The sequence below is a fragment of the Halomonas sp. HG01 genome, from assembly GCF_000968715.2.
GTDB lineage: Bacteria > Pseudomonadota > Gammaproteobacteria > Pseudomonadales > Halomonadaceae > Halomonas > Halomonas halophila.
Genome location: NZ_CP022134.1, coordinates 1050869 through 1076066, shown reverse-complemented (window position 1 = coordinate 1076066; position 25198 = coordinate 1050869). Strand labels below are relative to the sequence as shown.

Annotated in this window: 23 protein-coding genes; 7 read left to right on the top strand and 16 right to left on the bottom strand. The window is 71.8% G+C overall.

Going from position 1 to position 25198, the window contains the following annotated elements; all coding sequences use genetic code 11:
* The first annotated feature begins 53 nt into the window (after positions 1–53).
* Positions 54–527, top strand: coding sequence for an azurin (azu, locus tag UN84_RS04995; RefSeq protein ID WP_046079833.1), 474 nt, complete (start codon positions 54–56; stop codon positions 525–527).
* 39 nt (positions 528–566) lie between these two features.
* Here the strand turns inward: azu and UN84_RS04990 are convergent, their stop codons facing one another.
* Complete coding sequence (locus UN84_RS04990) at positions 567–1151, bottom strand: hypothetical protein (protein WP_046079834.1); 585 nt, start codon at positions 1149–1151, stop codon at positions 567–569.
* A 230-nt stretch (positions 1152–1381) separates the two neighbouring features.
* Here UN84_RS04990 and ugpB point away from each other — a divergent pair, with 230 nt between their 5' ends.
* From ugpB to UN84_RS04965, 5 genes are all read left to right on the top strand, one after another.
* Positions 1382–2698: a sn-glycerol-3-phosphate ABC transporter substrate-binding protein UgpB gene (ugpB, locus tag UN84_RS04985; RefSeq protein ID WP_046079835.1), complete on the top strand. Its 1317-nt coding sequence runs from the start codon at positions 1382–1384 to the stop codon at positions 2696–2698.
* 77 nt (positions 2699–2775) lie between these two features.
* Positions 2776–3651: a sn-glycerol-3-phosphate ABC transporter permease UgpA gene (gene ugpA / locus UN84_RS04980; protein ID WP_046079836.1), complete on the top strand. Its 876-nt coding sequence runs from the start codon at positions 2776–2778 to the stop codon at positions 3649–3651.
* 16 nt (positions 3652–3667) lie between these two features.
* Positions 3668–4513: a sn-glycerol-3-phosphate ABC transporter permease UgpE gene (gene ugpE, locus UN84_RS04975; RefSeq protein ID WP_046079837.1), complete on the top strand. Its 846-nt coding sequence runs from the start codon at positions 3668–3670 to the stop codon at positions 4511–4513.
* 28 nt (positions 4514–4541) lie between these two features.
* Positions 4542–5678: a sn-glycerol-3-phosphate import ATP-binding protein UgpC gene (locus UN84_RS04970; RefSeq protein ID WP_046079838.1), complete on the top strand. Its 1137-nt coding sequence runs from the start codon at positions 4542–4544 to the stop codon at positions 5676–5678.
* Positions 5651–6382 (top strand): glycerophosphodiester phosphodiesterase family protein, encoded by a 732-nt coding sequence (locus UN84_RS04965; protein ID WP_046079839.1) that lies wholly within the window; start codon positions 5651–5653, stop codon positions 6380–6382. The genes UN84_RS04970 and UN84_RS04965 overlap by 28 nt, the downstream gene beginning before the upstream one ends.
* Before the next feature lie 27 nt (positions 6383–6409).
* On the opposite strand, the gene UN84_RS04960 is transcribed toward UN84_RS04965, so the two are convergent.
* The 7 genes from UN84_RS04960 to cbiE form a co-directional block, all read right to left on the bottom strand.
* Positions 6410–7885 (bottom strand): cobyric acid synthase, encoded by a 1476-nt coding sequence (locus UN84_RS04960; protein WP_046079840.1) that lies wholly within the window; start codon positions 7883–7885, stop codon positions 6410–6412.
* Positions 7882–8607 carry a 5,6-dimethylbenzimidazole synthase gene (bluB, locus tag UN84_RS04955; RefSeq protein WP_046079841.1) on the bottom strand — a complete coding sequence of 242 codons (726 nt, stop codon included), beginning with the start codon at positions 8605–8607 and terminating at the stop codon, positions 7882–7884. The genes UN84_RS04960 and bluB overlap by 4 nt, the downstream gene beginning before the upstream one ends.
* A gap of 202 nt (positions 8608–8809) precedes the next feature.
* Positions 8810–9415 (bottom strand): cob(I)yrinic acid a,c-diamide adenosyltransferase, encoded by a 606-nt coding sequence (cobO, locus tag UN84_RS04950; protein WP_046079842.1) that lies wholly within the window; start codon positions 9413–9415, stop codon positions 8810–8812.
* 148 nt (positions 9416–9563) lie between these two features.
* Entirely contained in the window at positions 9564–10349 is a 786-nt protein-coding gene (gene cobF, locus UN84_RS04945) for a precorrin-6A synthase (deacetylating) (RefSeq protein ID WP_046079843.1), read from the bottom strand.
* Positions 10346–11167 carry a precorrin-4 C(11)-methyltransferase gene (gene cobM / locus UN84_RS04940; protein WP_146907196.1) on the bottom strand — a complete coding sequence of 274 codons (822 nt, stop codon included), beginning with the start codon at positions 11165–11167 and terminating at the stop codon, positions 10346–10348. The genes cobF and cobM overlap by 4 nt, the downstream gene beginning before the upstream one ends.
* Positions 11164–11568, bottom strand: a complete 405-nt coding sequence (locus UN84_RS04935) for a cobalamin biosynthesis protein (protein WP_046079845.1) — start codon at positions 11566–11568, stop codon at positions 11164–11166. The genes cobM and UN84_RS04935 overlap by 4 nt, the downstream gene beginning before the upstream one ends.
* 8 nt (positions 11569–11576) lie before the next feature.
* A complete protein-coding gene (gene cbiE, locus UN84_RS04930; protein ID WP_082090929.1) occupies positions 11577–12800 on the bottom strand; it encodes a precorrin-6y C5,15-methyltransferase (decarboxylating) subunit CbiE in 1224 nt (407 codons plus the stop codon).
* Here cbiE and UN84_RS04925 point away from each other — a divergent pair.
* Positions 12799–13563, top strand: coding sequence for a cobalt-precorrin-6A reductase (locus tag UN84_RS04925; protein ID WP_173834963.1), 765 nt, complete (start codon positions 12799–12801; stop codon positions 13561–13563). The genes cbiE and UN84_RS04925 overlap by 2 nt on opposite strands.
* Here the strand turns inward: UN84_RS04925 and cobJ are convergent.
* From cobJ to UN84_RS04885, 8 genes are read right to left on the bottom strand one after another with little or no spacing between them, the layout of a single operon-like run.
* Positions 13521–14303: a precorrin-3B C(17)-methyltransferase gene (gene cobJ, locus UN84_RS04920; protein ID WP_046079846.1), complete on the bottom strand. Its 783-nt coding sequence runs from the start codon at positions 14301–14303 to the stop codon at positions 13521–13523. The two genes, UN84_RS04925 and cobJ, sit on opposite strands and share 43 nt — an antisense overlap.
* Entirely contained in the window at positions 14300–15052 is a 753-nt protein-coding gene (locus UN84_RS04915) for a precorrin-2 C(20)-methyltransferase (RefSeq protein ID WP_173834962.1), read from the bottom strand. Before UN84_RS04915 ends, cobJ begins: the two co-directional genes overlap by 4 nt.
* Positions 15049–15678, bottom strand: a complete 630-nt coding sequence (locus UN84_RS04910) for a precorrin-8X methylmutase (RefSeq protein WP_046079848.1) — start codon at positions 15676–15678, stop codon at positions 15049–15051. Before UN84_RS04910 ends, UN84_RS04915 begins: the two co-directional genes overlap by 4 nt.
* A complete protein-coding gene (locus UN84_RS04905) occupies positions 15662–16888 on the bottom strand; it encodes a cobalamin biosynthesis protein CobG (RefSeq protein WP_336885259.1) in 1227 nt (408 codons plus the stop codon). Before UN84_RS04905 ends, UN84_RS04910 begins: the two co-directional genes overlap by 17 nt.
* Positions 16885–20823: a cobaltochelatase subunit CobN gene (cobN, locus tag UN84_RS04900; RefSeq protein ID WP_173834961.1), complete on the bottom strand. Its 3939-nt coding sequence runs from the start codon at positions 20821–20823 to the stop codon at positions 16885–16887. Before cobN ends, UN84_RS04905 begins: the two co-directional genes overlap by 4 nt.
* Complete coding sequence (gene cobW / locus UN84_RS04895; protein WP_046079849.1) at positions 20823–21923, bottom strand: cobalamin biosynthesis protein CobW; 1101 nt, start codon at positions 21921–21923, stop codon at positions 20823–20825. The genes cobN and cobW overlap by 1 nt, the downstream gene beginning before the upstream one ends.
* Positions 21920–23314, bottom strand: a complete 1395-nt coding sequence (locus UN84_RS04890) for a cobyrinate a,c-diamide synthase (RefSeq protein WP_237022361.1) — start codon at positions 23312–23314, stop codon at positions 21920–21922. The genes cobW and UN84_RS04890 overlap by 4 nt, the downstream gene beginning before the upstream one ends.
* The gene (locus UN84_RS04885) at positions 23299–25128 is read right to left on the bottom strand and encodes an AAA family ATPase (RefSeq protein WP_173834960.1); all 1830 of its coding nucleotides are present in this window, start codon (positions 25126–25128) and stop codon (positions 23299–23301) included. Before UN84_RS04885 ends, UN84_RS04890 begins: the two co-directional genes overlap by 16 nt.
* Positions 25129–25198 lie beyond the last annotated feature (70 nt).

Genomic DNA, 25198 nt, shown 5'->3' with positions numbered 1-25198 from the left:
TGCAAAAGTGTATACAGAAACATCACCAAAGTGACGACAGAAAGGATGCCGCTATGAAAGCTACCAACGCTACCTGGTTGCTCGCCGCCACCGCCCTGGCCGCGACCCTGACCGCCGCCCCCGCCATGGCCCAGGACGGCGAACAGTGCCAGCTGACCATCGAGGGCAACGACCAGATGCAGTTCAACCAGGACGCCATGAGCGTGCCGGCCAGCTGCGACGAGGTCACCGTGACGCTGGAGCACACCGGCCAGATGCAGGCCAACGTGATGGGCCACAACTGGGTGCTCACCGAGACGTCCGACGTTCAGGGCGTGGCCCAGGCCGGCATGGGCACCGGCCTCGAGAGCGACTATCTGCCGGCGGACGACGACCGCGTGCTGGCCGCCACCGACGTCATCGGCGGCGGCGAAAGCACCAGCGTCACCTTCTCTACCGAGGGCCTGGCCGGTCGCGACCTGACCTTCTTCTGCTCCTTCCCCGGCCATTCCAGCCTGATGAAGGGCACCTTCTCCGTCGAAGGGTGATCCTGCCGCGCGCCGCCGCCCGGCGGCGCGCTTCTCGCCTCAGTGACGCGCCGACAGGGTGGCGGGAAAGCTCTCGAGCCCCTTCACGAAGCGCTGTTTGTAGTCGTCGAACTGCGCCCGGTCGCGCTTGAACGACTGCACCACGCCCTGCTCGTCCACCGTCAGCGTGCGCGGAAGGTCATCGAGCCCGGTGGCCGGATGACGCTTCGACAGCCCGATGCGTACGCCCGACTTGCCGCTGAACCAGCGCTCGATGCCGGCCTCGCGGAAGCGGGCTTCCTGCGTCTCGTCGGTGGCGTCCACGCGCAGCGGCGCGCGCATCGCCAGCTCGCCCACCAGCCGCATCGACGGCGCCTTCACCGTCTCGGTGTCGAGATCCGCCAGCTGCATGACGGTCATGCCCTCACCGGATTCGTCCAGCGCCAGCAGCGCCAGCGCCAGCGGCTTGCCCTGGTCGTCGGCCAGCGCCAGCAGACGCGCGGCCTCCTGCGGAAACAGCACGCCCGTCACCCCGGCGAACGTCACCAGCGGCGCGATGCCCGCCTCCTGGCCATAGGCCTCGGCGCACAGCCGCGCCAGACAGGCCTCACGCTGGGCCGCGTTCTTGATATGCACCACTTTCATCGCTTCCGGCTCTCCTTCATGGCTGCCTTCGATGCCCGGCCCGACCGAGCCTGAAAGCGCGCAGCCTAGCATAGACGCGCCCTTCGCTCTCGCCCCGCTCGGCACCGGGCAGGCAAACGGTCACGGGGCTGTCATCGAGTTTTCCTAATGTATTTGTCGCTCGCAGGCCGTCGGCGCATGCACGGCCCGGGCCTTCTCTCAGCCAAGACTCGATGGACAAGGAGATTCCGATGCCACGCCTGTACGCCGGAGCACTGACCCTGGGAATGGCCGCCGCCGGCCTGTCGCTGTCCGCCCACGGGGCCACCGAGATCGCCTGGTGGCACGCCATGGGCGGCGAACTGGGCAACAAGGTCGACGAGATCGCCGCCGACTTCAACACCTCCCAGGACGACTATGTGGTCGAGCCGTCCTTCCGTGGCAACTACTCGGAGACCATGACCGGCGCCATCGCCGCCTTCCGCGCCGGCGAGGCGCCGGCCATCGTGCAGATCTACGAGGTCGGCACCGCCACCATGATGAACGCCGAGGGCGCCATCGTGCCGGTCCACGAGCTGATGAGCGAGTCGGGCCAGGACGTCGACCCCGACGCCTTTCTGCCCGCCGTGACCGGCTACTACACCGACGCCGACGGCCGCATGCTGTCCATGCCCTTCAATTCCTCGACGCCGGTGGTCTACGTCAACCGCGACATCCTCGACGAGGCCGGCGTGGACGCGGTGCCGACCACCTGGCAGGGGCTCGGCGAGACCCTGGGCCGAATCGTCGACTCCGGCGCCGCCGAGTGCGGCATGACCACCACCTGGCCGTCCTGGATCCAGCTCGAGAACTTCTCGGCGCGCAACGACCTGCCCTTCGCCACCGAGCAGAACGGCTTCGGCGGGCTCGAGGCCCGCCTGAGCATCGACGACACCGCCGCCGTCGATCACATCCAGCGCCTGGCCGACTGGCAGCAGGACGGCCGCTTCGACTACGGCGGCCGCTTCGACGATGCCGCCCCGGCCTTCTACACCGGCCGCTGCGCCATGCTGATGGCGTCCTCCGCCTCGCTGGCAGGCGTGCGCGCCAACGCCGAGGACTTCGACTTCTCCGTCGCCCCGCTGCCCTACGACAGCGACCTGGTCGACACGCCGCAGAACAGCATCATCGGCGGCGCCTCGCTTTGGGTGCTGGCCGGCAAGAGCGACGAGGTCTATCAGGGCGTGGCGCGCTTCTTCGACTATCTCTCTTCCGCCGAGGTCCAGGCCGACTGGCACCAGTTCTCCGGCTATCTGCCGATCACCCAGGCGGCCTACGAGCTCGGCCAGCAGAAGGGCTTCTACGAGCAGAACCCGGGCAGCGCCGTGGCCATCGAGCAGATGACCGGCGTCACGCCCACGGCCAACTCCAAGGGCCTGCGCCTGGGCAACATGCCGCAGATCCGCGACGTCATCGAGGAGCAGCTGGAGCGCATCTTCAACGGCGACGTGAGCGCCCAGGACGGCCTGAGCGAGGCCGTGCGCCGCGGCAACGCGCTGCTGGAGCGCTTCCAGCAGGCCAACGGCTGATCCGCCCTCCGCCTCCGCCCCGTGCCGGCACGCCGCCCTGGCGTGCCGGCCCTTTTCCTCTCCAGCGATAAACGACCATGGCGACCTTCCAGCGACACCGCGTCACGCCCTGGCTGCTGCTCGCCCCGCAGCTGGCCGTCGTGGCGATCTTCTTCTTCTGGCCCGCCGCCCAGGCCATGCTTCAGGCCTTCTACGTCGAGGATCCCTTCGGCCTCGGCCGCACCTTCGTCGCCTTCGAGAACTTCGCGCGGGTGCTGGCCTCGGCGGAGTACTACCGGGCGCTGGGCATCACCGTGACCTTCAGTGCCGGCGTGGCGCTGGGCGCCATGGCGCTGGCGCTGCTGCTGGCGGTGCTCGCCGACCGGGTGATCAAGGGGGCCGGCGCCTACAAGGCGCTGCTGATCTGGCCCTATGCGGTGGCGCCCGCGGTGGCCGGCGTGCTGTGGGGCTTCATGCTCGACCCGGAGCTCGGCCTGATCAGCGCCGGGCTCGGCGCGCTCGACATCGACTGGAACCACCAGCTCAACGGCGGCCAGGCCATGGCGCTGGTGGTGATGGCCTCGATCTGGAAGCAGATGAGCTACAACTTCGTGTTCTTCCTGGCCGGCCTGCAGGCGATTCCCAGGAGCCTGCTGGAGGCCGCCGCCATCGACGGCGCCGGCCCCTGGCGGCGCTTCTGGACCATCACCTTCCCGCTGCTGTCGCCGACCAGCTTCTTCCTGCTGGTGATGAACAGCGTCTACGCCTTCTTCGAGACCTTCGGCACCATCGACGCCACCACCGCCGGCGGCCCCGGCGGTGCTACGCGCACCCTGGTCTACAAGGTCTTCGAGGACGGCTTCATCGGCTACGACCTGGGCTCCAGTGCCGCCCAGTCGGTGCTGCTGATGGGGCTGGTGGGCCTGCTCACCCTGCTGCAGTTCCGCTACCTCGAGCGCAGGGTTCAGTACTGACACCGGAGAGACGCCCATGCGCTACCGCCGCCGCGGCCTGGACATCGCCAGCCACGCGCTGCTGATCCTGGCCCTGATCGCCTTCTGCCTGCCGGTGTGGCTGGCCATCACCGCCGCCACCCACGACCAGGCCTCGCTGTATACCGGCACCGCGCCGCTGTGGTTCGGCTCCGAGGGCCTCGACAACTTCCGCGCCGTGCTCACCGAGCCGGTCGGCCGGCTGGGTACCGACGTCACTCGGCTGCTGCTCAATTCCACGGTCATGGCGCTGGGCATCGCCCTCGGCAAGATCGCCATCGCCATCCTGGCCGCCTACGCCATCGTGTTCTTCCGCTTTCCGCTGCGTCGGCTGTGCTTCTGGCTGATCTTCATCACCCTGATGCTGCCGGTGGAGGTGCGCATCATGCCCACCTACAAGGTGGCGGCCGATCTGGGACTGCTGAACTCCTACGTGGGGCTGATCCTGCCGCTGATCGCCAGCGCCACGGCGACCTTCCTGTTCCGGCAGTTCTACCTCACCGTGCCGCCGGAGCTGCTCGAGGCCGCCCGGGTCGACGGCGCCGGCCCCTGGCGCTTCCTCAAGGACATCCTGCTGCCACTGTCGACGACCAACATCGCCGCCCTGTTCGTGATCATGTTCCTCTATGGCTGGAACCAGTATCTCTGGCCGCTGCTGATCACCACCGAATCCGATCACATGACCATCGTGGTCAGCCTCAAGCGCCTGCTCTCCTCGGCCGACAACCTGGTGCCCTGGCAGACGGTCATGGCCACCGCCCTGCTGGCCATGCTGCCGCCGGTGGCGGTGATCGTGCTGATGCAGCGCTACTTCGTGAAGGGCCTGGTCGACGCCGAGAAATGACACACTCCAACGGACACGAGAGACGCCTATGGCCACGCTTCGCCTGAACGCCCTGCGCAAGACCTACCCCAACGGCGTCACGGCCCTGCACGGCGCCGACCTCGAGATCGCCGACGGCGAGCTGATCGTGGTGGTCGGCCCCTCGGGCTGCGGCAAGTCCACCCTGCTGCGGATGCTCGCCGGGCTCGAGTCGATCAGCGACGGCGAGCTCGCCATCGACGGCCGCCGCGTCAACGACCTGGAGCCCGCCCAGCGCGACATCGCCATGGTGTTCCAGAACTACGCCCTCTACCCGCACATGAGCGTGGCCGACAACATGGCCTACGCGCTGAAGAACCGCGGCGTACCCAAGGCCGAGCGCCGCCGCAAGGTGGAGGAAACGGCGCGCCTGATCGGTCTCGAGGACCTGCTCGACCGGCGCCCCAAGCAGCTTTCCGGCGGCCAGCGCCAGCGGGTGGCCATGGGCCGCGCCATCGTCCGCGAGCCCCGGGTGTTCCTGTTCGACGAGCCGCTGTCGAACCTCGACGCCAAGCTGCGCGTGCAAATGCGCCTCGAGATCCGCCGCCTGCAGAAGCGCCTCGGCGTCACCGCGGTCTACGTCACCCACGATCAGGTCGAGGCCATGACCCTGGCCGACCGGCTGGTGGTGATGAACGGCGGGCGCATCGAGCAGGTCGGCACCCCGATGCATCTCTACGAGCGCCCCGCCAGCCGCTTCGTAGCCGGCTTCATCGGCTCGCCGGCGATGAACTTTCTCGACGCCCGTCTCGATGCCCGCCGCGCGGGCGACACCCTGACGCTGCCCTGCGGTACCCGGCTGGCCGCACCCTTGCCCGCATCGGCAACCGCCGGCGAAGCCCCGGTCTGCCTGGGCATCCGCCCGGAACACCTGACCGTGGTGCCCGAAGTCGACGTCATCGACGGCGATCTGTCCGCCCGGGTCGAGCTGGTCGAGCCGCTGGGCGCCGACACCCTCGTCCATGCCCGGCTCGAAGGGCAGGACGATCTGGTGGTGGCGCGCGTCGACGGTATCCGCGCGGTGGCCGAAGGCGATAGGCTGGCCCTGCGGCCGGATGCCGGCCGCCTGCATCTCTTCGCCCCCGACACAGGGCAGCGCCTGGACCCCCTGGAGCCCGAATGCCAGCACTCGACCTCCCCCGCCTGATCGCCCATCGCGGCCTCTCCGCCCGCGCCCCCGAGAACACCCTGGCGGCGGTGCGCGCGGCCCATGCGGCCGGCATCATCTGGGTCGAGCTCGACGTGCAGCTGCTCGGCGACGGCACGCCGGTGATCTGGCACGACCGCGACGTGTCGCGCTGCTCGGACGGCCGCGGCCGGCTGGCGGCCATGGACCTGGCCGCGGCCCGACGGCTGGACACGGGTGCCTGGTTCGCCCCCGCCTTCGCCGGCGAGCGGATGGCCACCCTCGACGCAATGCTCGCGCTGCTCGCCGAACTCGGCATGGGCGTGAATCTGGAGCTCAAGGTCAACCGCGGCCACGACCCGGTGGCGCTGGCCGAAGCCGCGGTGCCCGCGCTGATGGAGGCACTGCCCTACGAGCGGCGGCTGGTGTCGTCCTTCGACGAGCGGGCGCTGAGGGTCAGTCGCGCGCTGGCCGGCCCCGAACGGTTGGCCCTGGGGGCGTTGTTCGACCGCGTGCCCCGGGACTGGCAGTCGCGCGCCGAGGCGCTGCAGGCCGTCAGCGTGCACGCCAACTGGAAACCGTTGAAGGCGGAGCGGGCCCGCGCCATCAAGGCCGCCGGCCATGCGCTGATCTGCTACACCGCCAACGACCCGGCCGCCTTCGCCCCACGCTGGGACTGGGGCGTCGATACGGTGATCAGCGACGACCCCACGCGTTTTCGCTGAGTCAGACGACGAGACCATCGGCGACGCTCAGCCGCCGATCAGCGCCTCGATGGCGGCCGGATCGAGATGTTCCTCCAGGGTATCGGCCAGCCGGTCGAGCTGACGCTCGCGGTGGGCGGCCAGATCCACGGCCGCACCCTCGCCAGCAAGTCCCAGCATGGCCAGCAGTGCGGCGGCCGCCGGCGCCTCGTCGAACAGGCCGTGCAGGTAGGTGCCCATCACCTGGCCGTCCTCGCTCACCGCGCCGTCCGGGCGGCCGTCCAGGTCGAGCAGCGGCCGCGCCAGCGCCGGGCCCTCGCTGACGCCGTTGTGGATCTCGTAGCCGCTCACCGCCACGCCTTCGCCGGCCGGGGAGCCCGCATGAAAAGCAGTGAGCGTCCCGCGCACGTTACGCAGCTGCTTGCCGGCCACCATGCGAGTGCGCATGGCCAGGAGCCCCAGCCCCTGCACGCTGCCGGCCTCGCCCTCCAGGCCGTCCGGGTCGTCGATGGCCTCGCCGAGCATCTGGAAGCCGCCGCAGATGCCGAGCACCCGGCCGCCGTAGCGCAGATGGCGGCGGATCGCCGGCTCCCAGCCCTCGCGGCGCAGCCAGCCCAGGTCGCTGGCGGTGCTCTTGCTGCCGGGCAGCAGGATGACGTCGGCGGGCGGCATGGCCTGCCCCGGCCCCACCAGCGTCAGCTCGACCCGCGGATGCAGGCGCAGCGCATCGAGATCGGTGTGGTTGCTGATCCGCGGCAGCGCCGGCACCGCCACGCGCAGTCCCGGCGCTTCGGCGGCGCTCGCGGTCAGGCCCAAGCCGTCCTCGGCGTCCAGCAGCAGGCCGTTCAGGTGCGGCAGCACGCCGGTCACCGGCTTGCCGGTGCGCTCGGTAAGCCAGTCGAGGCCCGGCTCGAGCAGCGCGATGTCACCACGGAAGCGATTGATCACGAGCCCGGTGGTGCGCGCGCGCTCGGACGCGCTCAGCAGCTCCAGGGTGCCCACCAGCTGGGCGAAGACGCCGCCGCGGTCGATGTCGGCCACCAGCCATACCGGGCAGTCCACCGCCTCGGCGAAGCCCATATTGGCGATATCATTGGCACGAAGATTGATTTCAGCAGGACTCCCCGCCCCCTCCGCAATGACGAGATCATGACGTGAAGTCAGCCGCTCCCAGGCCGCCAGCACGGTCCTTCGGGCCTGGCGCTTGAAGGCGTGATAGTCGAGGGCATCCATATGGCCGTGGACCCGACCGTCGAGGATCACCTGGGCGCCGCGGTCGGTCTCAGGCTTGAGCAGCACCGGATTCATGTCGGCATGGGGCGCCAGCCCGCAAGCCACCGCCTGCAGCGCCGTGGAACGGCCGATCTCGCCGCCCTCCGGCGTCACGGCGCTGTTCAGCGCCATGTTCTGGGGCTTGAAGGGCGCCACCGACACCCCGCGCCGCGCCAGCAGACGGCACAGCCCCGCCACCACCGTGCTCTTGCCGGCGTCCGAGGTGGTGCCCTGAATCATCAGCGCCTTCATCGCTCGCTCTCCCGCGCCGAGAGTGCCTCGAACAGCGCCGGCGCATCGGCCACCTCACCCCAGCCGTTACCGTGCACCCGCTCGGCCAGCGGCAGGCGCTGGCGCCAGCCGGCGCGGGCCAGCTCGGGGCGGTCGAGGAACTCGTCGACGTAGCCCAGGCACAGGTAGGCGAGCGGGTAGACGTTCTCCGGCAGGCCCAGCACCTCGGCCAGCTCGTCCTGATCGAGGATACTGACCCAGCCTACGCCGATGCCCTCGGCCCGGGCCGCCAGCCACAGGTTCTGGACCGCCAGGCAGGTGCTGAACAGGTCCATCTCGACGATGCTCTGGCGGCCCAGCACATGCTCACCGCCGCGGCTGCGGTCGCAGGTGATGCACAGGTTGAGCGGGCTCTCGAGGATGCCCTCCAGCTTGAGCCGGCGATACAGCGCACCGCGCTCGCCGGTGTGGGCCTCGGCCGCCTTGGCGTTCTCGCGCTCGAAGATGGCGTGCACGCGTTCGCGCACCGCGCGGTCGTCGATCAGCAGGAAGTCCCAGGGCTGCATGAAACCCACCGAGGGCGCGTGGTGGGCGGCCTCGAGCAGCCGCGCCAGCACCGCGGGCGGAATCGGGTCCGGGCGGAACTGGGCGCGCACGTCGCGACGCTCGAAGATGGCCCGGTAGAGGCCCTCGCGCTGCGCCTCGGGGAAGGCGTGATCGGGTCGCCCGGTGGGGTCTGCCATGCGACGGTCTCCTGGAAACTGGGTCTGGGATGGCATTTCAACAAGGATCGGAACTGGCCGATGAGCGCCGGGGACAAGCCGAAGCGAGGGGTTTTTGCCAGGGATGGCAAAAGTTAGCGCCCAGGGATGGGTTCACAGCGCCCTCGCGGCGGCTTGGCGCCGGAGAAGCTCATCGTCTTCACCAGCACCTCGAACGCCCTTCTTAGAGTTCCACCCCCTTCTGGGCCTTGATCCCCTGGTCCTTGAAGGCGTGCTTGACCACCTTCATCTCGGTCACGGTGTCGGCCAACTCGATCAGCGCCTCGGGGGCGTGGCGGCCGGTGACCACCGCATGCTGCATGGCCGGGCGGCCCTGGAGGTCGTCGAGCACCCGGTCGAGCTCCAGGTAGCCGTGGCGCAGGGCGATATTGAGCTCGTCGAACAGCACCAGGGCATAGTCCGGGTCGGCCAGCATGCGACTGGCCTCGGCCCAGGCCGCCTCGGCGGCACGCACGTCGCGCTCGCGATCCTGGGTATCCCAGGTATAGCCCTCGCCCATGACGTGGTAGTCCACGCCGGGCAGAGAGCGGTAGAAAGCCTCCTCGCCGGTCTGGAACTTGCCCTTGATGAACTGCACCACGCCGACCTTCATGCCGTGGCCCAGAGCGCGTGCGACCATGCCAAAGCCGGAGCTGCTCTTGCCCTTGCCGGGGCCGGTGAGCACCAGCAGCACGCCCTGCTCCTTGTCGGCGGCGGCGATCCGCTCGTTCATGATCTTCTGCTTGTGGGCCATGCGCACCGCATGGCGCTCGGGGTCGACGTGCTTCATCGGGATCTCCAGCGATCGAGGGAATAGCGTGGTGGTTCTCATGCCATACCGGGGACAAGTCGCAGCGGAGCTCCTACGCCAGGGATGGCGTCGGGAGCTACAAGGATGTATTTATCGCGTCTCCGCGCAGGCTTGTCCCCGGTATCCATCATTCGAGCAGCGGCTGACGCGCCAGCAGATAGACGTCCATGATCCAGCCATGGCGCTCACGTAGCGCGGCACGGCGCTCGACGATGGCGGGGCCGACCTCGGCCAGCGGGCCGTCGATCAGGCACTGCTTGTCCATGCCGAGATAGGCGCCCCACCAGATATGCAGGCCCTTCGGGGCCAGCGTCTGGAAGGCGCCGCCGGCGTCCAGCATCACCGCCAGGCTGGCGGCGTCGCCCGGCCAGCCGCGCTCGCGCAGGCGCCGCCCGGTGGTGATCTGCACCGGCTCGGCCAGGGCATTCAAGGGGATGCGATGCTCGGCGGTCAGCACCTGCAGGCTGGTGATGCCGGGCACCACGCTCACCTCGAGCGCCAGGCCGCTCTCTTTCTCTGGCCCCGCGCCCTTGAGGCGCGCGGCGATGCGCAGGCTGCTGTCGTAGAGCGAGGGGTCGCCCCAGATCAGCATCGCGACCCGCCCGCCCTCGGGCAGGTGATGCGTCATCTGCTCGCGCCAGGTCGCGGCGATGGCTGCGTGCCAGTCGTCCACCGCGCCCAGATAGTCGTCTCGGCCGTCGCGACGCGGCAGGTCGAACTCCACCACCCGCGATTGCGCGGCCTCGTCGAGCAGTTGGCGGCACAGCAGCCGACGCAGGTCGACCAGGTCCGAGCGGGCCTCGCCCTTGCGCGGCAACAGGATCAGCTCCGCCTCGCGCAGCGCGCGCACGCCGGCCAGGGTGATGTGATCGGGATTGCCGGTGCCGATGCCGATCAGCGACAGATGAATCATGCGCCGCCCTCTCGTTGCTCGCTCTCGCCCATCCAGGCGCCACCCTCGGCGAAGGGCGAGTCCGCCGACTGCGGCCGGAAGCGGCGGTCGTAGCCGATGGCGTAGAGGCAGCTGTCGTCGAAGGTTTCGCTTGCCAGCGCCGGGCCGACCAGGATCAGGGCGGTGCGGTTCATGGCCGGATCGAGGCGCGCGGCGATGGTGTCGAGCCGCCCGCGGATCACCTTCTGGTCGGGCCAGCTGGCGCGCCAGACGATGGCCACCGGGCAGTCGTCGCCGTAGCGGGGCGCGAGCTCCGCCACCACCTGCTCCAGATTGTGAATCGACAGATGGATCGCCAGCGTCGCCCCGGTGCGCGCGAAGTTGGCCAGGGTCTCACCGTCCGGCATGGCACTGGCGCGGCCCGGCGTGCGGGTCAGCACCACCGACTGCGCCACGCCCGGCAGGGTCAGCTCCTGGCCGAGGGTGGCGGCGGCCGCGGCGAAGGCCGGCACCCCGGGCGTGATGGCGTAGGGAATGCCCAGCGCACGCAGCCGGCGCAGCTGCTCACCCATGGCCGACCACACCGACAGGTCGCCGGAGTGCAGCCGGGCCACGTCCTGGCCCGCGGCGTGGGCCGTGGCGATCTCGTCGACGATCTCGTCGAGGGACAGCGGCGCGGTATTGATGATCCGGGCATCCGCCGGGCAGTGATCGAGGATCGCCTCGGGCACCAGCGAGCCGGCGTAGAGGCACACCGGACTGGCGGCGATCAGGTCGCGCCCGCGCAGGGTCAGCAGGTCCGGCGCGCCGGGACCGGCACCGATGAAGTGAACGGTCATGTCGTGTCTCCTGCCGGGATGTCTTGCGCCGCAGCGGCGACGGCCATGGCGGCGGTGGCGCATCGGTCCTTGGAAATCAGCCGCGGGCCGAGCAGCGTCGCGCCCGGCCCGGCCGCCAGTACCGCCACGGCCTCGGCGACGCTGCCGGTGCCGCGGGCCCGCCGGCTGCGTGGAGAATGCGTCAGCGTCTCGGCCGAGGCCAGCGCCTCGTCGGGCACGGCGAGCGTCTCGAGGCCCCGCGCCTCGCCCAGGGCCTGCACTCGCACGCGCATGCTCTCGGCCACGGCCAGCCGATCGGCCGGGCCGTATTGCGCCTCTAGCCGCTCCAGCGCCTCGGCGAGAGAGCCGAGCGTGGCCGAGCCGCGCATGCCGAAACCCGCCACCCTAATCTCACCGCTCATATCGCGATTCATTTCACTATCCGCCACTGCACGATGGGATAGGCGGCCTTCCAGCCGCGGCGAGTGCCGAGGGCGGTCGCCGACGACAGCTCCAGGCGTACCAGCTCGCCGCCCCACTCGCGCTGCCGCTGGGCCAGCAGCGCCTCGGACTCGAGCGTCACCGCGTTGGCCACCAGCCGCGTGCCCGCCGGCAGGCACGGCCACAGCGCGTCGAGCAGCGCCTCGGAGAGCCCGCCGCCGATGAAGACGGCATCCGGCGGCGGCGCGTCGGCAAGCTCATCCGCCAGCAGCGCCGCGGCGTCGCCCTCGATTACCTCGAGCCAGTCGACGCCGAGTTCCCGGGCGTTGCGGCGGGCGCGCTCGGCGCGCTCAGGGGCGCGCTCGAGGCCCAGGGCGCGGTTGTCCGGATGGGCCAGCAGCCACTCGATGGCCACCGAGCCGGAGCCGGTACCGATGTCCCACAGCCGCTCGCCCGGCATCGGGGCCAGGGCGGCGAGCGTGGCGGCGCGCACCGCCGGCTTGGTGATCTGGCCGTCGTGAGAAAACCAGCCATCCGGCCGCCCCGGCGTCAGCGGCAGCGCCGGCCCGTCGCCGGCAACCTCGAGCCCCACCGCCACCGGATGGGCGATGTCGTCCGGCAGCTCGGCGTCGGCACGCAGGCAGCGCACGCGTTCTTGATCGCCACCCAGGGCCTCCAGCACGTGAAGCTGGCTGGCGCCGAAGCCGACGCGTCCGAGCCAGTCGGCCAGCGCCGTCACCGCCTCGCCGTCGCGCAGCAGCACCAGCAGCCGGCGGCCGCGATGCAGGTGCGGGCGCAGGCGCGTCAGCGGCCGGGCGTGCAGGCCGAGACAGGTCAGGCCCTCCAGCGACCAGCCGAGCCGTGAGGCCGCCAGGCTGAAGGTCGAGGGCGACGGCAGCGAGCGCCATTCGCCCGGTGCGAGATGCCGCGCCAGGGTGCCACCGGCGCCGAACCAGAAGGGATCGCCGGAGGCCAGCATCACCGTGCGCCGGCCGCGCTCGGCCAGCAGTTCGGGGATGCCGTCGGCGAAGGGCACCGGCCACTCGCGCACCTCGGCGGCGAGCGGAGGCAGCAGGCGCAGGTGGCGACGGGCGCCGAACACCACCTCGGCGGCCTCCAGCGCCTCGCGGCTTGCCGGCGTGAGCCCGGCCGTGCCACTCTCGCCCCAGCCCACCACCGTCAGCCAGGGAGCGTCGTCCGCGTCAGTCATCATGAAGGTCCTGATCCTGGGAGGCACCACCGAGGCCAGCGCCCTGGCCCGCGCGCTCGCCGAGCGCGAGATCCCCGCGCTGTTCAGCTACGCCGGCCGCGTCGCCGCGCCGAAGCCCCAGCCGCTGCCGACCCGGGTGGGCGGCTTCGGCGGCACGGACGGGCTGGCCGCCTTCCTCGCGGCGGAGCGCATCACCCATCTGGTCGATGCCACCCATCCCTTCGCCGAGCAGATGAGCCGCCATGCCGTCGCCGCGGCCGAGCAGATGGACACCGCGCTGATCGCCCTGACCCGGCCGCGGTGGAAGCCGCAGGAAAGTGACCGCTGGCAGCGCGTCGCGAGCATCGAGGCAGCGGTGGCGACGCTCGACGGCCCGCCCGAGCGGGTGCTGCTGGCGATCGGGCGCATGCATCTGGCGGCCTTCGCCGCCCGGCCCGAGCACCACTACGTGCTGCGGCTGGTCGACCTGCCCGAGGAGGCGCCGCCGCTGCCGCGCCATACCCTGACCGTCGACCGCGGCCCCTTCACCCGGGAGGGCGACCTGGCGCTGATGCGCGAGCACGGCGTCGAGCGCCTGGTGTGCAAGAACGCCGGCGGCGCGGGGGCCGCGGCCAAGCTCGAGGCCGCCCGCGCACTGGGGATTCCGGTGCTGATGATCGACCGCCCGGCGCTGCCGCCCCGCCGCGAGGCCCATAGCCCCGATGCGGTGCTGGACTGGCTGGGTCATCGATCCACCTCGGATGACAGCACCGACCGCGGCGTATAGACCCACTCGCCCGCCTCGTCGCTGGCGGCCGGCATGCGCCGCGTCAGGCTCGAGCCCACCATCACCAGGGTGCGCATGTCGGCCATCTCGGGGGTCGCCTCGCCGAGGGTGACGACCCGCAGGCGCTCCTCCGGCGTGGAGACCGCGCGAGCGAACATGATCGGGCGATCAAGGCCGCAGGCCTCGCGCAGCACGTCCAGGGCGCGGGCGAAGCCCTCCGGCCGCGAGCGGGAACGCGGGTTGTAGAAGGCCATGGCGAAGTCGGCCTCGGCGGCCAGCCGCAGACGCTTCTCGATCAGCGCCCAGGGCTTGAGGTTGTCGGAGAGGTTGATGCAGCAGAAGTCGTGGCCCAGCGGCGCGCCGAGGCGCGCGCTGGCGGCCAGCATCGCCGAGACCCCCGGCAGCACCTGGATGTCCAGCGCCCGCCAGGCCGGCTCGCCCGCCTCCAGCGCCTCGAATACGGCCGCGCCCATGGCGAACACGCCGGGATCGCCCGAGGACACGACCGCCACCCGACGGCCCGCGGCGGCCATCTCGAGCGCCTGCTCGGCGCGGCGGATCTCCTCGCGGTTGTCAGAGCCGTGGCGGGTCAGCCCCGGGCGCGGCGCGACCCTCTCGACGTAGGGCACGTAGCCCACCACGTCGGTGGCATCCATCAGTACGCTCGACGCTTCCGGGGTGATCAGCGCCTCGCTCCCGGGACCCAGGCCAATGATCTTCAGCCATCCCTGATCGCTCATGGCCGCCTCCCGTTGCCGTGGATCACCAGGATCGAGAAATAGGGCACCTGCTCGCCGACCTCGGCCAGCGGCACCACCCGCTGCCGGCCCATGGAGGCGTACTCGATCAGCCAGGCGTCATCTTCACGGCCGGCGCTTGCCAGCGCGCGACGCAGCTTGTCGAGGTGGCGGCCGATCTTCATCACCACCAGGGCGTCGGTGCGCGCGATGCGCTCGGCCAGCCGGTCCTCGGGCTGGGTCGCGGTCAGCACGGTCAGCACGTCGTCGCCCCAGGTGATGGGCCGGCCCGTGGCCGTCCAGGCGGCGGACATGCCGGTGATGCCGGGCACCACTTCCACGGCCACCCTGCCCTGCAAACGGGTATAAAGGTGCATAAAGGAGCCATAGAAGAAGGGATCGCCCTCGCACAGCACCGCCACGTCGTGGCCCGCCCCGACGATCTCGGCGAGCTTTGCCACCTGGCGCTCGTAGAAGGCCGCCAGCCAGGCGTTGTAGCGTGGATCGTCGAAGGGGATCTCGGTGGTGACCGGATACTCCATCGGCAGCTCCACGGCGCCGGGCGCCAGCATGCCCTCGACGATGGTGCGGGCGTGGCCGGTGCGGCCCTTCTTGCGGAAGTAGGCGACGTGGCTGGCGCCGCGGATCAGCCGGTCGGCGCGCACGCTCATCAGGTCCTGGCTGCCGGGGCCGAGGCCGACGCCGTGAATCGTGCCGGGGACAGCGCGGGAGAGAGACTCGGGCATCGTCATTCGCTGCGATCCGCCATGGCATTGATGGCGGCCACCGTCACCGCGCTGCCGCCGAGCCGGCCCTCGACGATGGCGCAGGGCGCAGCCCCGCTCTCCCACAGCGCCTGCTTGGACTCCGCCGCGCCGACGAAGCCCACCGGGCAGCCGACGATCGCCGCCGGGCGCGGGCAGTCCGGGTCCTCGAGCATGTTGAGCAGGTGAAACAGCGCGGTTGGTGCGTTGCCGATCGCCACCACCGCGCCCTCGAGCCGGGGCCGCCACAGCTCCAGCGCCGCCGCCGAGCGGGTGTTGCCCATCTCGCGCGCCAGCCCCGGCACCCGCTCGTCGTGCAGGGTGCAGATCACGGCGTTGTCCGCCGGCAGGCGCTTGCGGGTGATGCCTTCGGCGACCATGCGCGCGTCGCACAGGATCGGCGCCCCGGCCTCCAGCGCCGTCCGGGCGCGGGCCACCGCGTCGTCGCGGAAGTGGACATGGGGCGCCAGCGCCACCAGGCCGGCGGCGTGAATCATGCGCACGGCGACGGGCTCCTCCTCGGGCGAGAAGCGTGAAAGCTCGGCCTCGCGCCGTATGATGGCGAAGGACTCCCGATAGATCGCCGGTCCGTCGGTTTCATAGACGTAAGGCATCACGTGTCTCCCAATATTCGATGGCGTCGGATTCGCCGAGGCCGGTCGCGACCGGCGTGTCGTCGGCGCGTCCGCCCAGGATCAGGTCATAGCGGCCGTCGCGCCCCGTCAGGCAGACCTCGGCCGGGCCGCTGCGGGCGCAGCCCTTGGCGCAGCCGGAAATATGCAGCCGGCCCGCGGCTGATTCGCCCGGGCCCTCGCTGCGCCGCTTGGCCAGCGCCTGAGCCAGGCCTTGGGTCGCCACGCTGGCCTGGGCACAGAACGGCGCGCCGGGGCAGGCGTCCATGGCCAGGCGCGGGTCGCAGGCGTCATGGATCAGCCCGTCGTCCGGCGCGGCGTCGCGCGTGCTCGCGTGCTCGCCTTCCAGCAGCAGGCGCCGCCAGGGCGTCACGCGAACGCCGGTGATGTCGTCGTGGAGGACAGCGCGCAGCGCCGAGGCCGGTGCCCGGCCGAAGGGCAGCCCCACCACCCGACCATGCGGATGTATTCCCGGCGGCAGGATCGGCGTGTCGTCGGACGACTCGGCCCGCGCGGCCGTCGCCGCGGCCCAGCCCGGCAGCGGCGCCGTGACGCGACGCATCCGCCCGGCCGCGAGGCCGCCGCTGTCGACGAACCAGTGCGCCAGCCGCGTCATCAGCGCGACCGCGGCCTCGACGTTGGCGACCGGCGTGGCGAGATCGCGCCCGTCGGCCCGCACCACCAGGCCGCCCTCGACCGAGCGCTCCAGGCGCAGGTCGGCGGGCACGTCACCCAGCACCGGCACCGGACCGGCGTCCAGCGCCAGGCCCCACTTGTCCGGCAGCGCCGGCCAGTCGCCCAGTCGGTGTTCCAACAGGCGCGCCGCCTCGACGGTGGCATCGCCGTCGCGCCAGTCCGGGGCCAGCAGCAGCGCCGGGCGGCGCTCGCCCTCGGCGTCCGGGGCCGCCAGGCCGTGCTCGACCAGAAACGCCATCAGCTCGGGCCAGCCGGCCTCGGTCACGCCGCGCAGCTGCAGGTTGGCGCGACGAGTCAGCTCGATCAGGCCGCTGCCCCAGGTCTCGGCGGCCTCGCACAGCGCGTTCATCTGTGCCGGGGTAAGCCGGCCCAGCGGTGGGCGCACCCGCACCAGCAGGCCATCGCCGGTGGCCATGGGACGCCAGGCGCCGGGGCACCAGCCGCGAACCTGTGGCGAGGCGCTCGAGCGCTTCTCCTTCACGCCCTGTTCTTTCAAGACATGCCCTCCCGTCGCTCGTCGAACTCGAGCAGCAGGTCCTGCAGGGCGTCGGCGCGCTCGCCGGCGTCCTGCCACAGGCCGCGCTGGGCGGCCTCGAGCAGCCGCTCGGCCATCTCCTCCAGCGCCGCGGCGTTGTGCTCGCGCAGGAAGCGCTGGTTGGCGTCGTCGAACACCAGGGCATCGCTCACCTGGGCGTACTGGTGGTCGGGCACCAGGTCGGTGGTGGCGTCATAGGCGAACAGATAGTCCACGGTGGCGGCCATCTCGAAGGCGCCCTTGTAGCCGTGCTCGCGCATGGCCTCGATCCACTTGGGATTGAGCACCCGGGAGCGCACCACCCGGGTGATCTCCTCCTGCAGGGTGCGGATGCGCGGCCGCGCCGGGTTGGCATGGTCGGCGTGGTAGACGGCCGGCGCCTCGCCGCCCAAGGCGCGGCCGGCGTTGGCCATGCCGCCCTGGAAGGCGTAATAGGTGCTGGAGTCGAGGATGTCGTGCTCGCGGTTGTCCTGGTTGTGCAGCACCGCCTGCAGCCCCTCGAGCCGATGCGTGAAGGCGCGGCGCGCGGCGGCGCCGGATTCGGGGAACTGGCCATAGGCGTAGGCGCCGGCCGCGAGATAGGCCTCGGCCAGCTCGTCGGCGTCGTCCCAGGTGCGAGTGTCGACCAGCCGATCCAGGCCGGTGCCGTACTCGCCGGGCCTGCTGCCGAACACGCGGAAGCCCGCCTCCTGCTCGGCCGCCTCGGGCGAGAGCCCGGCGGCCTCGAGCTCACCGCGGCGCGCCTCGACCGCGGCGCGGATGGTGTTGCCGTCGCCCGGCTCGTGGTAATCGGCCACCGCCCTCACCGCGGCGTCGAACAGCCGGATGACGTGGGGGAAGGCGTCGCGGAAGAAGCCGGACACCCGCAGGGTGACGTCCACCCGCGGCCGGCCCAGCAGCATGCTGGGGATCACCTCCACGTCGATCACCCGCTGCGAGCCCAGCGACCAGATCGGCCGCACGCCCATCAGCGCCAGGGCCTGGGCGATGTCGTCGCCGCCGGTGCGCATGGTGGCGGTGCCCCAGATCGACAGGCCCAGCCGGCGCGGATAATCGCCATGGTCCTGCAGGTAGCGCTCGACGAACGCCTGGGCCGAGGCCTCGCCCAGCGACCAGGCGGCGGGCGACGGCACGGCGCGGTTGTCGACGCTGAAGAAGTTGCGTCCGGTGGGCAGCACGTCGAGCCGGCCGCGGCTGGGCGCCCCGCTCGGCCCCGGCGGCACGGCGAGGCCGTCGAGCCCGTCGAGCAGCGCGCCGATCTCGCGCTCGGCACCGTGGCGCATGGCGGCCCAGAGGCCGTCGCGGGCATGGCGGCATAGCGCCGCGGTGGCCGGCCAGTCGCGGGCCAGTCCCTCGAGATCCCCCGGCGCCAGTACGTAGCCTTCGACCAGCCGCTCGGCCAGCGTCTCGAGGCGCTCGCGGGTGTCGGCGGCGCTGCGCCAGGGTGCATCATCCAGCTCGGCCAGCTCACTCAAGGCCGCCGGCCGCGGCCCTTGCCAGGGCTCGGCGCCGGCCGTCAGCGGATCGAAGCATTTGTCTTGACCATCCGCCTCGCGCAGTCCCAGGTCGTCGGCCAGGGCGTGCAGCAGGCCCTGGCGCTCGAGGCCCTCGCCTCGCGGCAGGCGCAGGATGGCGACCAGGGTCGCGGCCCGCTTGTCCGCCGGCGGCAGGGTGCCGAGCACATGCAGGCCGTGGCGGATCTGGGCCTCCTTGATATCGCACAGGAAGGTGTCGAGCTCGTTCAGCAGGCGCTCGTCGGCGCCCTGGCAGGCCTCATCCGCCTCGCTCGCCGACTGCTTCAGCTCGACGTCGATGCCGGTGCGCTTCAGGTGCTCGAGGATGCGTTCTCGCAGCAGCGCCTCGCGGCGAGGGTCCATGCCCAGCGCCTGGTAGTACTCGTCGGTCAGCGACTCGAGCTCGGCCAGCTCGCCGTAGAGCTCGGCCCGGGCCAGCGGCGGCATCAGGTGGTCGATGATCACCGCCTGGCTGCGGCGCTTGGCCTGGGCACCCTCGCCCGGATCGTTGACGATGAAGGGATAGAAGTGCGGCAGCGGCCCCAGGGCCACGTCCGGCCAGCACTCGGCCGAGAGCGCCGTGCTCTTGCCGGGCAGCCACTCCAGGTTGCCGTGCTTGCCGACGTGGATCACCGCGTCCACCCGGTAGTGCTCGCGCAGCCAGAGGTAGAAGGCCAGGTAGCTGTGGGGCGGCACCAGCTCGGTGTCGTGATAGCTCCTGACCGGATCGGCATCCGGACCGGCGTCGATGTCACGCGCCGGCTGGATGCCGACGAAGGTCTCGCCGAGGCGAATGCCGGCGATCAGCAGCCGGCCCTGGCGGTGCTTGGGGTCGTCCTCGGGGGCGCCCCAGCGCCGCCAGACCGCCTCCTGCAAGGAGGCCGGCAGGGTGCGGAACCAGGTCAGGTAGTCGTCGACGCCGAGACTCTGCCAGCTGCCGCGCCAGGCAAGCGACTGCGGATCGTTGGTCACGCTGGCCTGGAGGCGCCGGACCAGCTCATTGCCGTCCTCGGGCAGGTCCGCCAGCGGATAGCCGGCACCTTCCAGCGCGCGCAGCAGGTTGACCGTCGAGGCCGGGGTGTCGAGGCCGACGCCGTTGCCAATGCGGCCGTCCCGGGTCGGATAGTTGGCCAGCACCAGCGCCAGGCGCTTGTCGGCGTTGGCGGTGTGGCGCAGCCGCGCGTAGCGCCGGGCCAGTTCGGCGACGAAGGCGGCGCGCTCGGGATGCGGCGCATGGCGGGTCACCGAGAGCTGGCAGCGCTCGCTGTAGTGGGCCTCGGCCTTGAAGCCCACCGCGCGGGTGATGACGCGGCCGTCCATCTCCGGCAGCACCACCTGCATGGCCACGTCGCGGCTGTGCAGGCCGGCGGCCTTGTCGCGCCAGTCGTCCTCGGGGCTGCTGGCCAGTATCGCCTGCAGCACCACCGGGCGGCCGGCGAACAGGCCCGCCGCGTCCTCGCCGTCTTCGCCGAACGTGCCGGCGTCGAGCGTGCCCTCATCGGGCTCGCGGTTGACCGAGAAACCGGTGGTGTTGACCACCAGGCCGGCGCCGGTGCGCTCGATCAGGTGATCGACGAAGGCGACGCAGGCGTCTTCCTTCAGCGAGGCCACCGCCACCGCCAGCGGCGCCAGGCCCTCGGCCTCGAGCGCCGCGATCAGGCCGTCCAGCACCGCGGTGTTGGCCCCCTGCAGATGGCTGCGATAGAACAGCAGCAGGCAGACGGGACGCACAGAGTCGCGCTGCGCCTCCCAGTCCGCCAGGGTCGCCTCCTGTCCGGCCCTCGGCGCGGATTCGGGCGCCTGAGAGAGCGCCGTGTCGGGCGCTTTGGAAGGAGACAGATAGATCAGCGCGGGGGGAATCGCCCGCGGCTCGCGCCATTCCAGCGGCGCGTCCAGACATTCCGCGCCGACGAAGCGCAGCAGCTGCTCGGCGTTGTCGGCGCCGCCCTCGCGCAGGTAGCGCCACACTCGACGGGCCGATTCGACCGGCACGCTGGAGGCCTCCAGCAGGGCGTCGTCCGGGGCGTCGCAGCCCGGGACCAGGATCAGTTGCCGATTGGCATCCGCCGCCGCCCAGGCCCGCAGGCGATCGAAGCCGTACTGCCAGTAGGCGCTGCCGCCGAGCAGCGAGACGATCACCAGCCGCGCGTGCTCCAGCACCCGATCCTCGTAGAGGTCATAGGCGGCGGGCTTGACCAGGTTCATCCAGTTGGCGAGGCGCACCGAGGGATAGGCGTCGCCCAGTCGCTCGACCGCCTGGGCCAGCGCCGACAGGCTGCTGTCGGCGGCCGACAGGATCACGACCTCGGCGGGCGTCTGCTGCAGGTCGACGATGCCCTCGTCGTCGACGAAGCCTCCGGGCTTGGCGGCGAACAGGTGCATCAGGCGGGCGTCGCGCTCTCGGCACCGGCCAGCGCCGCCTCCAGCACCTCGCGATCCAGGTGGCGGCCGATGATGACCAGCTCGGTGTGACGCGGCTCGTCCCGGGCCCACAGCCGATCGTAGTAGCCGTCCAGCCGCTCGCCCACGGCCTGGATGACCCGGCGCATGGGCTTGCCGGGAATCGCCGCGAAGCCCTTGGCGCGATAGATCTCGTGTTCTTTCAGCAGCGCGGTCAGGCGCGCCTCCAGCGCCTCGGCGTCGACCTCGCCCAGGCGGATCACCAGGCCGTCGAAGTGGTCGTGGGCGTGATCGTGGTGAGCGCCCTCGGCGTGGTGGCGGTCGTGGTGGTTGTCGATGCGGTCGATGCCCTCCTCGCTCGCCGCGCCGATGCCCATCAGCGCCTCCAGACGGGCCGGATCGTCGGCCAGGCTCGGATCGATAAACAGCGTCTTCACGGACCCGGGGACCTTGTCGGCCACCAGCGCCTCGACCCGCGCCCGCTCGTCCTCGGCGAGCAGGTCGCTCTTGCTGACCAGCACCAGGTCGGCGGCGCTGAGCTGGTCGTCCAGCAGCTCGCGCAGGCTGGGATCGTGATCCAGGCTGTCGTCGGCGCGGCGCTGGGCCTCGACCCGCTCGACGTCGCTGGCATAGCGGCCGGCGGCCACCGCCGGGCCGTCGACCACGGTGATGATGGCGTCGACGGTGCAGTGCTGACGCACCTCCGGCCAGTTGAAGGCCTGCACCAGCGGCTTGGGCAACGCCAGGCCGCTGGTCTCGATCAGGATGTGGTCGATGTCGTCGCGGCGGGCCACCAGCTTCTTCATCACCGGCAGGAACTCTTCTTCCACCGTGCAGCAGATGCAGCCGTTGGCCAGCTCGAAGATGCTGCCGTCCTCGTCGAGCGCCTGGGCGCCGTCCTCATCACAGCCGATGGCGCAGCCGCGCAGCAGGCTGGAGTCGATGTCCTGCTCGCCGAACTCGTTGACGATCACGGCGATGCGCTTGCCGGTGATGCGGCGCAGGATACCGGCCAGCAGCGTGGTCTTGCCGCTGCCGAGGAAGCCGGTCACCACCGTGGCGGGAATCTTGTCGAGTTTCATGCGTGGCATTCCTTTGTCGAATCGTCAGCGACCGCGGCCGCGCCAAACAGGCGGGCCACGGCGGCGGGGTTGTCGGGGAAGAACAGGTGCAGGTAGGACGCGGTCAGGCCTCGCGCGCGGTAGATCGCCTCGCCCGGCGCGGGATGGCGCTGGCGGCGACCGTGGGCGATGGGCTCGGGCGTGCCGCTGGCCTGGGAGCGGTGATGGGCGTGGCCGCGCACCGGCCCTTCGGGCAGCTCGGCGGTCTGCATGCCCTGGCAGCCGCGACGCCCGCGCATGGCGCCGGCGCCGGGCAGCAGGCCAAGCATGGCGTGGGTCTCGCCGTCCTGATCGGTCAGGGTCTCCAGGCAGTAGAGCAGCCCGCCGCACTCGGCGAGGATCGGCAGATCGTCCTCGAAGGCCCGCCGGAGGTCGTCGCTCAGCGCGGCGTTGGCGGCGAGGCCTTCGGCGTGCAGCTCCGGATAGCCGCCAGGCAGCCACAGGGCGTCGCAGGCCGGCAGACTCGTATCGGCCAGCGGCGAGAAGAATCTCAGCGTCGCGCCCATGCGCTCAAGCAGGTCCAGGTTGGCCTGGTAGACGAAGCTGAAGGCGGCGTCGCGCGCCACGGCGATGGTGCGGCCGGCGAGCCAGGCCGGCGGTGCGGAGGCCTCGGTGGGCGCGGGAGTGAAGGCCACCGGCGGCAGCGCCAGCAGGGCCTCGGCCAGGCCCTCGGCGGCGAGCGCCTCGGCGCCGGCGTCGAAGCGCGCCTCCAGGTCGTCGCGGATCTCCTCGGCCTGGACCAGCCCCAGGTGGCGCTCGGGCAGCGCCAGGTCCGGGTCACGGGGCACCGCCGCCAGCAGCGGCACGGTCGCCGGCAGCGCGCCCTCGATCAGCTCGCGATGGCGCGCCGAGCCGCAGGCGTTGGCGATCAGCCCGGCGATGCGCACGTCGTCGCGGAAGCCGGCCAGCCCGGCCACCAGCGCCGCGGCGGTCTGGGCCATGCCCTTGACGTCCATCACGATCACCATCGGCAGGCCGAACAGCGCGGCCAGATCGGCGCTGGAGGGCTCGCCGTCGAACAGGCCCATGGCGCCTTCGACCAGGATCAGGTCGGCCTCCCGGGCGGCCTCGAACAGCCGCTGGCGGCAGTAGGCCTCACCGGCCATCCACAGGTCGAGCTGGTCCACCGGCTGGCCGGAGGCCTGGGCCAGCACCCGCGGGTCCAGGTAGTCCGGTCCGGTCTTGAACACCCGCACCACCCTGCCCTGGCGGCGCAGCATCCGCGCCAGCGCCGCGGTCACGGTGGTCTTGCCCTGTCCCGAGGCCGGCGCGGCGACGAACACCGCCGGGCAGCTCACGGCGTCGTGCTCGTGCATCGCGCTCGCTTCCTTGACGTTCATGTCGATGCCCATCCCCCGGCCTCCCGGCCGGCCAGCGGCCGGTAATCGGCGCCCAGCGCCCGGGCGATGTCGCGGCCGCGGCCGCGCTTCACGGCGGCGGATTCGGTGTCGACGACCACGCAGTCGCCGAGCGGCGGCAGGCCGCTCAGCGGCTGGCGGGTGCGGCCGTCGGTGATCAGGTAGGTGCGCACCTGCAGGCCCGCGTCCTGGCGGCGCCAGCGGCGCACCAGCTGCGCGGCGTGGCCCACGGCCTCGCGCAGCGGCGTACCGCCCCCGCCGGGCACGGCATCGAGCCGCTCGAGCAGGTCCTTCGGCGCGCGACGCTTGGGCTGCAGGGTGGCGACGCCCTCGTTGCCGAAGCCCAGCACCGCGATCTGTTCCCGGGCGGCGTAGGCCTGGCGCGCCAGGCGGTCGACCACGCCCTTGGCCCGGCCCAGCAGTTGACGGCCGAGGGTGGAGGCGGAGGTGTCCAGCAGCACCAGGTGCAGCATCGGCTGGCCGGAGCGCGGGCGGCGATAGCAAAGGCGACGCCAGGATCGACGGCCGCGATGCTCGACCAGGGTCGCGAACCAGTCCGGGCGCGGCGCGGGATCGGCGTGATCAGCCTGGCGGCGATCCCGGCGGCGGCCGACCTGGCGACCGGGGCGGCGGCTCGACGCATCGGACGAGGTCAGGCCGGGGGACGTGGGAGCGGCCGCAGACTCGGGCAGCGACGGCATCGGCGTGGCCACGCTCGGCTGGGCCACCGGCGGCATGGCGCCCCACTGGCCCTGGGGCTGTGAATCGGCCCCGGGGGCCTGGGCGCCGTCGGGGGCCGGCTTGCGTGAATCGTCGCCGCTCGCCCTGCCGCGGCCCGTGTCAGGCTCGCCAGCCCCGTTCATGCCGGACCCGCCCTCGCCAGCCCCGTTCCCGCCGGCGCCGGAGTCGGAGTCGGAGCCGCTGCCGTTGTCGTCGGGGGCAGCGGTGCGGCGATGGGCCAGCACCCAGGGCTCGACGACATCCAGGTCCTCACGCTCGACGCGCGCCGCACCGCGCCAGGCCGCATGGGCCCGGGCGGCGCGGTGCCAGGTGACGTCGGCGCGCAGCCCCTCGACCCCGGCGGCCTCACTGCGCTCGGCGATGCGCTCGTAGATGTCATCGTCGGCGACGATGTCGGGAAGGCGCTCGCGGGCCTCGGCCAGGCGCCGGGTCAGCGCCGCCTGCTCGGCCTCGTGGGCGTCGACGAAGGCACGCGGGTCGCGGTCGAAGGCCTCGCGCTGGCGCAGGATCGCCACGCGCTCGGCCACGCCGGGGCTCGCCGACTGCTCGACACACAGGCCGAAGCGGTCGAGCAGCTGCGGGCGCAGCTCGCCCTCGTCGGGATTCATGGTGCCGATCAGGCTGAAGCGCGCGGCGTGGGCGTGGCTCAGGCCGTCGCGTTCGACGCGGTTGACGCCGCTGGCGGCCACGTCGAGCAGCAGGTCGACCAGCGCATCCGGCAGCAGGTTGACCTCGTCGACGTACAGCAGGCCGCCGTGGGCGCGGGCCAGCAGGCCCTCCTGGAAGCGCGCCTCGCCGTCGGCGAGCACCCGCTGCAGATCCAGGCTACCGGTCAGGCGCTCCTCGCTGGCGCCCAGCGGCAGGGTCACCAGCGACGGTCGCCGGCCCTCGGCATCGCGCGGCAGAATCTCCGCCAGCGCCCGGGCCAGGGTCGACTTGGCACTGCCCTTGGGACCGCTGATCAGCACGCCGCCGAGGCGCGGATCGACAACGCTGAGCAGCAGCGCGGTCTTGAGCGCCGGCTGGCCGACGACGGCGACGAAGGGAAATTCGGCAACGGCGCTCATGGCGTCACGGCCGGGAAACGGCAGACGGACGCGGGACGCGCATCGCGGCGGAGGCTCCGCCGGGAGGGGG